Origin of the sequence: Pseudoalteromonas sp. TB51 (assembly GCF_000498055.1) — a bacterium.
GTDB classification, from domain to species: domain Bacteria; phylum Pseudomonadota; class Gammaproteobacteria; order Enterobacterales; family Alteromonadaceae; genus Pseudoalteromonas; species Pseudoalteromonas atlantica.
This window is the reverse complement of the sequence record NZ_AUTO01000341.1, coordinates 1-7,656: the sequence shown is the minus strand read 5'-3', so window position 1 is coordinate 7,656 and position 7,656 is coordinate 1. Positions and strand designations below refer to the sequence as shown.

Genomic DNA, 7,656 nt, shown 5'->3' with positions numbered 1-7,656 from the left:
TCTCGCATTACCTTTAAGCAACCTACGGTCGTTTCTGAAGGAAAGAACTCGGCGTATACTTCACTAGTAGCATCGTCAATCATGATAACTAAACAGTGCTTTTTATCACCAAACCAACGATGAGGGCTACCATCCATTTGCATCATTAATCCCGGAGCTTCCATGCGTTCTCTGCGTTTGCGAACATTACTACGTCTTCGTTTAGCGCGTTTAACATGGTGGATATCATGAGCCCAACTTCGTAGGGTCTCGCGCTTAACTACGATGTTTTCATTGATTGCTAACTGCTCAGCTAAGTGAAGCAGATTCAAGTCGAAATACTTTTCTTTAATCAGAGTTTGCACGGCTTTTTTAATTGATACTGGTGTTTTATTTGGCGGGGCTTTGCCACGATTACCATGAATAGCAAATTGAATACCGACTTGCTGATATTGTTTGACGTAGCGTTCAATTGTACGTCGTGACTTGTTAAGTAACTTTGCTGCATTGCCAATTGTTATTCTGTTTTCTGCTACTTTAGCAATAATATCAACAGTGAGTTGAGCTTTTGAATCCATCACAATCATCCTCAACATGCCTTATTAGTATTCCAAAAACAAAACACTAACAGACACGTAAAAAAGTGACCGACAAATTCCCTTGGTAATTAGCGATTACGACAGAATCGCTTGGTAATTAAGATACGACAAAGTCGCTTGGTGTTAACATAATTATTTGCATCAATCACTAAATCAAACACATACCCTGTGCCAATATTAGTGTGTACCGTACCATGGTATCGCGCTAACAACTGCCACTGAATATTTCGGTTACTAAGTCGCTTATAATAAGCCAGCTCTTGATCTTGCTCCTGCGAAAACCCTTCATGGCTTACTTTTATACATAAATTATGTGCCTCAGGGTGCCTGTAACACGTTCTATGCGCCCCTTTACCTACAATTAAATCGTCGTTCAATGAGATCAAACCAATTTTCGTCCTAACGTAAATTTACAAATACCAATTCGCTTAATTAAGTAACCTGTTTTGAGGATTGGTATAAAACGAGGTAAATAACACGCCTTAAAATTGCACGCTTAGTATTTACATCTATTAATGCAGCTTTTATTACTATGTCAGTAATAAAGTAGGTATATTCGTTAAATAAGCCGGCCATTTTAACTATAAATTAGGGTTTATCAAGGTAAATTAGCTACAGTTTGAATGTATTAAAGACTAAGGTAGATTTGCTTTTGTATTATTATTAAAACGAATACCAGGCTATTGAGATAAGGAAGAAGAACAAAAAATTTAGATTTGTTCGCGGTAGTTAACCAAGTCTTACAAATAAATATTTAGATAGTAGAAGCCCCGTTTTTACTATCTAAATACGCCGGTATATAGCTAAACCGACTTTGTATATTTGTATTCGCATGATACAACAGCTGCACATAAGCCACTAAAAGCTAGAATACAAACTGCAGAAACGGCACCCCAAATTGACATTATCATCACAGGTAAACCGGCATTTGGTGCAGACATAACTATTCCATTCCCTAAATCTTTAGGTGCGCCAAGGTTAGAAAAAACACCAAATAAACCAATGCAAATAGCTATAAAAAACAGTATATAACTCAAAAACCCAAGCACTCTAGAAGCGATAAGCAGGCCCTTAAGGTTTTCTGTTTTAATTGTTGAGTATGGGTAAAGTTTCATATATATCCTTAATTTAATTACTTTTATTATTTTTCCTGAGTGAATGTTCATTATTCACACAAGCAAACTTAAAAACAAGTAGGAGCAACTTAAAATAGCCAAATTCACCATGTAGTTAGCCAAGCATGTTAAATTTATAACTAAGCATTAGATGTATATTGAAATAAGAGAATTGCTTTAGCTAACCTTCGCTAAAAACATTTATTTTTCAGTTATTCGGGTGGCTACATAAAACTAATTATAGGGCCACCCGCTTTAATTTTTATAGTTACTCAATCGTTACTTTTGCATCACTTACCCATGTTTCGGTTATCGCCTCTTCGCTTTTATCAACCAAATACGCGCGTATGCTTACGGGGTCGTTATTGCTCTGTTTGTAGTCAAACGCTAATCGCCATTGGTTGGTCCCCACTATTGGGTAAGCACCAATTGGCTCCAGTACTTCGCCGTTACTGGCTTCAACAATAGGCTTTATGCCGCTTTCTCTATCTAGGCCTTTAAATACTGGGCCTTCAAAATCAATCACCATTTTGTTTACGCCCTCAGGAATAGGCTGGCCAGGAATTCCGCCCTGTCCTTGGCGAGTATTAACAACACTTGCTAGGTTTTTTGATTTTGGATCGAGTGGACGCCACTCAATATCATAAGAAAAGGTAAACTCATCGCCTTTACGTACCTCTTTTTCAGGCACCCAATAAGCAACAATGTTATCAAACGTTTCATCTTTAGTTGGGATTTCGATTAGCTGCACAGCGCCTCTCCCCCAATCACCCGTAGGCTTTATCCACGCTGATGAACGCTTATTGTAAAACACGCCGTCGTCTTGGTAGTTATTAAAGTCACGATCTCTTTGGATTAAACCAAAGCCTTTAGGGTTTTCATCAATAAAGCTATTGGTCGACACCGACTGCGGATTATTTAACGGTCGCCAAATATACTGGCCCGACCCAGTATGAATCGCTAAGCCATCGCTGTCGTGAATTTCTGGACGCCAGTCTTTCGCTACCGTTTTATCTTTTTCTGAGTACCAGTACATGCTGGTTAGCGGCGCTATACCTAAGCGCTCAACATCGGCGCGCATATACAAATTAGCACTTACAGAGGTAACATGCCCTTTGGCCTCTTTGTTGTCTTTACTCAAACCAAACCGATAAGCACCTGTAACAGAGGGCCCCTCAAGCAATGCCCACACAGACATGCTCTCACCTTTATTTTCTGCAGGGCCTAACCAAAATGCCGAAAAGCGTGGAAATTCTTCTGGCTCACTCATACCGGTATTTATTGCAATACCGCGAGCCGACAACCCATATTGCCCCTGAGGGCCATCAGTTCTAAAATAAGACGCCCCCAAAAACGATATCCAATCTGGTTTTATATCAGGGCGCATAATTCTAAAGCCTGCAAACCCAAACCCTTCTGGCAGGTCGTCGGCAGGGCTATCTTCAGGCATATCAAAAAGTGCATTACTAAAAGGCAGTTCTTTAACGTTGTTTTTATCATCTCTGATGAAAATACTTACCGGCTCAGGAAAATATCGCCCAGGGTAAAATAATTGCACCGGTGCCTTTTTGCCATTTGGGTAGAGGGTTTCATCTTCTTTAAAGCGTATTTTCCAATGTTCGTCATAGGTAATTTTATCGATAAGCTCAGGTGCTGGCACTTCCACAGGCGTATAAGGCTTTTTGGCAGAGGCTTTTGCCAACGCTTTTAAGTCTTCAAAAGTAAACTTAGCACTTGCTTGTGCTTGCGCCGCGTGTAACGACACAGAGGAGGCAATAATAGCGGCAATAAATAACTTTAACTTCATAAAAAGTATCTCTAATAAAGGGAGTCTAAAAATAAGCGCCCATTACGAACGCCTAACTTAAAATGCTTGTAAAGATATTACACACCGCAATATGAACTCGCGTTTACTAAAATAACGTTATTTGGCGAAGCTTTTATGCTTAGCTGTGTTTAGGGGAGATTGTATTTGAATAGTTGCGTTTGAATAGTTGTATTTAATAAATGCGGCTGATATAGCTTTTACTTAGTTAAAGCCAGTTAGTGCTTTAAAATCGAAATACTGATCTGTGCGTCGCTGCTACGCTTAGTATAAATACCTGATTAATGCAGGCTTCTCAACAAAAACTGAGAAGTCGAGTAACATATTCAATCCTTTTTTAGCCTATAACACCCACTTAAAAGTGTTAAGCGTGAGGAATTGCCATTACATTGGTTTGCTATGTATTAAAGGCCACCACATAAGTCTAAAAAATTCCCTGTCGAAAACGATGACTTTGCTGATGAAAGCCAATAAATAGCTTCGGCCACCTCCTCAGGTTCACCTCCACGCTTAAGAGGAATAAGCTCCTTTAACCTTTCTACTCTTTCAGGTTCACCACCATCAGCGTGCATTTGCGTATTAATTAGCCCAGGACGCACACAATTAACTCTAATTCCTTCACAGGCAACCTCTAGTGATAAACCTTTAGTGAGTGTGTCTATAGCCCCTTTTGAGGCAGCATAATCAATATATTCATTCGGTGAACCTGAACGAGATGCCCCCGATGAAACGTTTACAATAACACCACCGTTTCCGCCATGGCGTGTAGACATACGCTTTATGGCCTCTCGACAGCACAAGAAGTAACTAGTCACGTTGTTTGCTAAAATAGTATTAATTCTTTCAGCTGTTAAATCCTCCAAACGCGACTGCTTACGTAAAATACCAGCGTTATTAACAAGTACTGATAAAGGGCCTAGCTCTGCATCAATTTTTTTAAACAGCCTTACCACATCATTCTCAACCGAAACATCTGCTTGGACTGTAATACAACGATTACCTGCAGCCTTAATATCGCTTGCGACAGCTTCAGCCGAAGCTAGATTAGACTTGTAATTGATACAAACGGCATACCCTTTTGATGCAAATAATTTAGATGTAGCAGCACCAATACCTCGACCTCCGCCCGTTATTAAAACCACTTCTGTGTTATTCATAAGTCATCCTTAAATAATGATGATGGAGGAATATAAAATGCTTTGCTAAACAGTAAGTAGTTGGCATAAATTAGCAATACTTAGCAAGAAGCTGCATTTTGTGCACAAGTTTTCTTTATCCCTAACTCTTCGTGAAAATTCATTGTGACATTAAAAGTCAGTACAAAAATAATAAAACCTAACAACCAGAAATTAAGCTCTTTTAATTTAAACCTTCCACGCCAAAACGCTGTTACAAAAATGAAAAAATATCTTATAGTGAAAAGAAACGTGATAAAGAGAAACACAAAAATAATAATTCCAGCTGTACTCATAAGTCTCCAGAGCAACTAACGAGCTTGTAAATTAACTCGTTTTAAATTTATTTTTATTAATGAATCAACCATAGCCGAGTTCCTATTTTGGTTCAATCAGTTATAGATATTGCACATAAAATATAAGAAGAGAATTTGCGGCTGTTTTAATGGACGTTTTAGAGGGAATTATAGGTGCTTGATTGGCGTATTTTGGTATAAATGGGCTCCCCTTTTTTTAATGCATCATGTTTTTCAGCTTTCTCATTTATGAACAAGGCAATACAGTTGTGGCAGCAGAAAATAAAGGCGTTCATATTCGTTTTATCCTGTAAGGCCAACTTTTTCATGTCTCTCTGACCGTATTATTCCGCTTTTTATTTAATTGAAAACAGACTTAATAAACCCGAGCCGTTTACTTTTTTATAAAGCTTATTGTCGCCTATCGGGCTATCTCTTATTACTTTTATATCGTCAGTTTAGTTCAGCTTTTTACGTGATTCATTTTCATGAATTTAACCTAACTTAATGTTATAAATAATAATTTACGTAAAAGTTAGAATGGGTGTCATCCTAACTCTTCTTTATATTTCATTGATACTCATTAATGTTTCTCTGAAATCTTTGGTACTTTCCCAACCAAGTATACCAATAAAGCTCGTTGTTAAGTTTCTAGGTAATTCATTATATGTGTCAAAGTCGAATACAATATTTGGTTTATATTGTTGGGAATTTACGTTGAGTAAATTAATTATTTCTTTCGTCGGCTTTCTAAGTCTTTCTCCATCCTCTAGATGGTTATAGTGATTTCTGCCTGCATAAATAATTAAGCCCGCAGGTATTTCTCTAATTATTTCACCAACAGAAAATTTACACGCCTTCTCTGAAAGGTTAGGAAGTGGCGAGGTGTTTTGGTTGTTTTCTGAATACAGCTCAATTCCTTTACAAGCTATCTGCAAAAGAGAACCGTCAATAATTGATAAAGCGAATTGTTCATTAGTTAGGTTTTCAATTGCAGCATCCGATTTTTCTTTCTTTAGTTTTATTTGTTTTTGTTCAAGCCATGCTGCGTGGTCTCGAGCGATTACTTCTTTCGGATTGTTTCGGTTATGGACAAAAATTGGAGGCATAGAGTCTTTAAACAGATCGTTTATAATTACATGATAGTCAGCTCTCGCTTCAAACAACCTTTTAACTACACTTTCGACCGCTTCTAAATAATTGTGAATCAAACTCTATCCTTGATTTGAAATATAACAACTTATTGAACACCACTCAGGGGATTTATAACACCCCAAAACGGCGTATATTACAGTGTTCAATAATTCCACTTAATAACTTTAATGTAAACAAGTAATTAGCCCTATTATAAAAGTGATTGAATCGCCCCGAGTTCATCGGAGACCAGTTTGTTTAAGTCAGGCCACTTTACCTGACTCGTTTAAATTATCATAGTAGTCTGTTTCATATTGAGCTGGTGAAATATACCCAATTGAAGATAATAAGCGTTGATTATTAAACCAATTGACCCACTCTAACGTTGCGTATTCAACAGCATCAACATTCTTCCACGGGCCATTTCTGCGAATAATCTCTGTTTTAAATAATCCATTTATTGTTTCAGCCAATGCATTGTCATAAGAGTCACCCACACTGCCTACAGACGCTTGAATTCCAGCTTCAGCAAGTCGCTCAGTGTATCGTATAGACAAATATTGGCTGCCTCTGTCGCTGTGGTGAATTAACCCTTCGGGGTTGCCACGATGCCAAATAGCTTGCTCTAACGCATCAAGAATAAGCTCTGTGTGCATTGTCGTTGATACACGCCAACCTACAATGTATCGTGAAAAAACATCTATCACGAAAGCGACATAAACAAACCCACTCCATGTGGCAACATAGGTGATGTCAGCTACCCAAAGTTGATTTGGCTGCTCAGCAGTAAATTGACGATTAACTAAATCAAGTGGCTTATCTTGTTGCTCGTCAGGTATCGTTGTCTTATGTGCTTTACCCCGACGAACACCTTGAATTCCCATAACTCGCATCAATCGTTCGACTGTACAGCGGGCGACTTGATGGTCGTCAAGCTGTAGCTGCTTCCATATTTTTCTTGCACCATAAACTGACATATTATCCTCCCACACTTCGCGAATGAGTATTATCAGCTCAGCATCACGCTTTTTGCGGTTAGACAGTCGCTCAGGCTCTCTTTGTATCTGTTTATGAGAATAATACGTTGATGGTGCAATCGGCAATTCCTTGCAAATTGACTCGACACCGTAATGCTCTCTGCAAGCATCAATAAAATCCACTATTACTTCTGTTTGCGGTCGAGCTCCGCTTGGGCGAAAAAAGCGGCAGCTTGCCTCAGGATATCATTCGTTCGCTTGAGCTCTTTATTCTCGCGCTCTAAGACGGCAAGGCGTTCTTCAGTTGATTGCGTATTAGAAGAGGGTTTAGACGGTTGAGCTTGAGATTTCTTGACCCATGCTCTAAGTGTTTCTGGGGTACATCCCAGTTTATCTGAAATCGATACTAGCGCAGCCCAAAGAGAAGGGTATTCATGCTGTTGTGTGGTAACAAGCCTAATTGCACGTTCACGAAATTCTGATGTATAGCGATTTGATTTTTTCATAGTTCCAGTTTCTCAAGTTATTGAGTCTCTGGCAAACACGGGGCGATTCA

Annotated in this window: 7 protein-coding genes and 1 other annotated feature; all 7 genes read right to left on the bottom strand. The window is 38.7% G+C overall.

Annotated features, from left to right (window positions below; genetic code table 11):
* A partial coding sequence (locus tag L650_RS0121615; protein WP_029772047.1) for a helix-turn-helix domain-containing protein occupies positions 1-566 on the bottom strand: 566 nt, incomplete at its 3' end.
* Between the two features lie 80 nt (positions 567-646).
* Positions 647-964: a YrbL family protein gene (locus L650_RS0121610; protein ID WP_164835580.1), complete on the bottom strand. Its 318-nt coding sequence runs from the start codon at positions 962-964 to the stop codon at positions 647-649.
* Between the two features lie 417 nt (positions 965-1,381).
* Complete coding sequence (locus L650_RS0121600) at positions 1,382-1,693, bottom strand: hypothetical protein (RefSeq protein WP_004587081.1); 312 nt, start codon at positions 1,691-1,693, stop codon at positions 1,382-1,384.
* A 268-nt stretch (positions 1,694-1,961) separates the two neighbouring features.
* Entirely contained in the window at positions 1,962-3,500 is a 1,539-nt protein-coding gene (locus tag L650_RS0121595; RefSeq protein WP_029774365.1) for a glucan biosynthesis protein, read from the bottom strand.
* Between the two features lie 422 nt (positions 3,501-3,922).
* Positions 3,923-4,675 carry an SDR family oxidoreductase gene (locus L650_RS0121590; RefSeq protein ID WP_029774364.1) on the bottom strand — a complete coding sequence of 251 codons (753 nt, stop codon included), beginning with the start codon at positions 4,673-4,675 and terminating at the stop codon, positions 3,923-3,925.
* A gap of 877 nt (positions 4,676-5,552) precedes the next feature.
* The gene (locus L650_RS0121580) at positions 5,553-6,200 is read right to left on the bottom strand and encodes a hypothetical protein (RefSeq protein ID WP_029774362.1); all 648 of its coding nucleotides are present in this window, start codon (positions 6,198-6,200) and stop codon (positions 5,553-5,555) included.
* Positions 6,201-6,386: 186 nt separating this feature from the next.
* Positions 6,387-7,606 (bottom strand): IS3 family transposase gene (locus tag L650_RS0121575; RefSeq protein WP_223230517.1). Its coding sequence is split into 2 segments (ribosomal slippage): positions 6,387-7,318 and positions 7,318-7,606, totalling 1,221 coding nucleotides; the frame shifts between segments, so codons are not numbered across the junction.
* Positions 7,212-7,328 (bottom strand) — a sequence feature (AL1L pseudoknot). (Overlaps the previous gene by 117 nt.)
* Positions 7,607-7,656: the final 50 nt, after the last annotated feature.

Bases quoted from the DNA above. Each gene is read 5' to 3' on its own strand.
- L650_RS0121600 (WP_004587081.1), bottom strand. From the start codon at position 1,693: ATGAAACTTTACCCATACTCAACAATTAAAACAGAAAACCTTAAGGGC.
- L650_RS0121590 (WP_029774364.1), bottom strand. From the start codon at position 4,675: ATGAATAACACAGAAGTGGTTTTAATAACGGGCGGAGGTCGAGGTATT.
- L650_RS0121595 (WP_029774365.1), bottom strand. From the start codon at position 3,500: ATGAAGTTAAAGTTATTTATTGCCGCTATTATTGCCTCCTCTGTGTCG.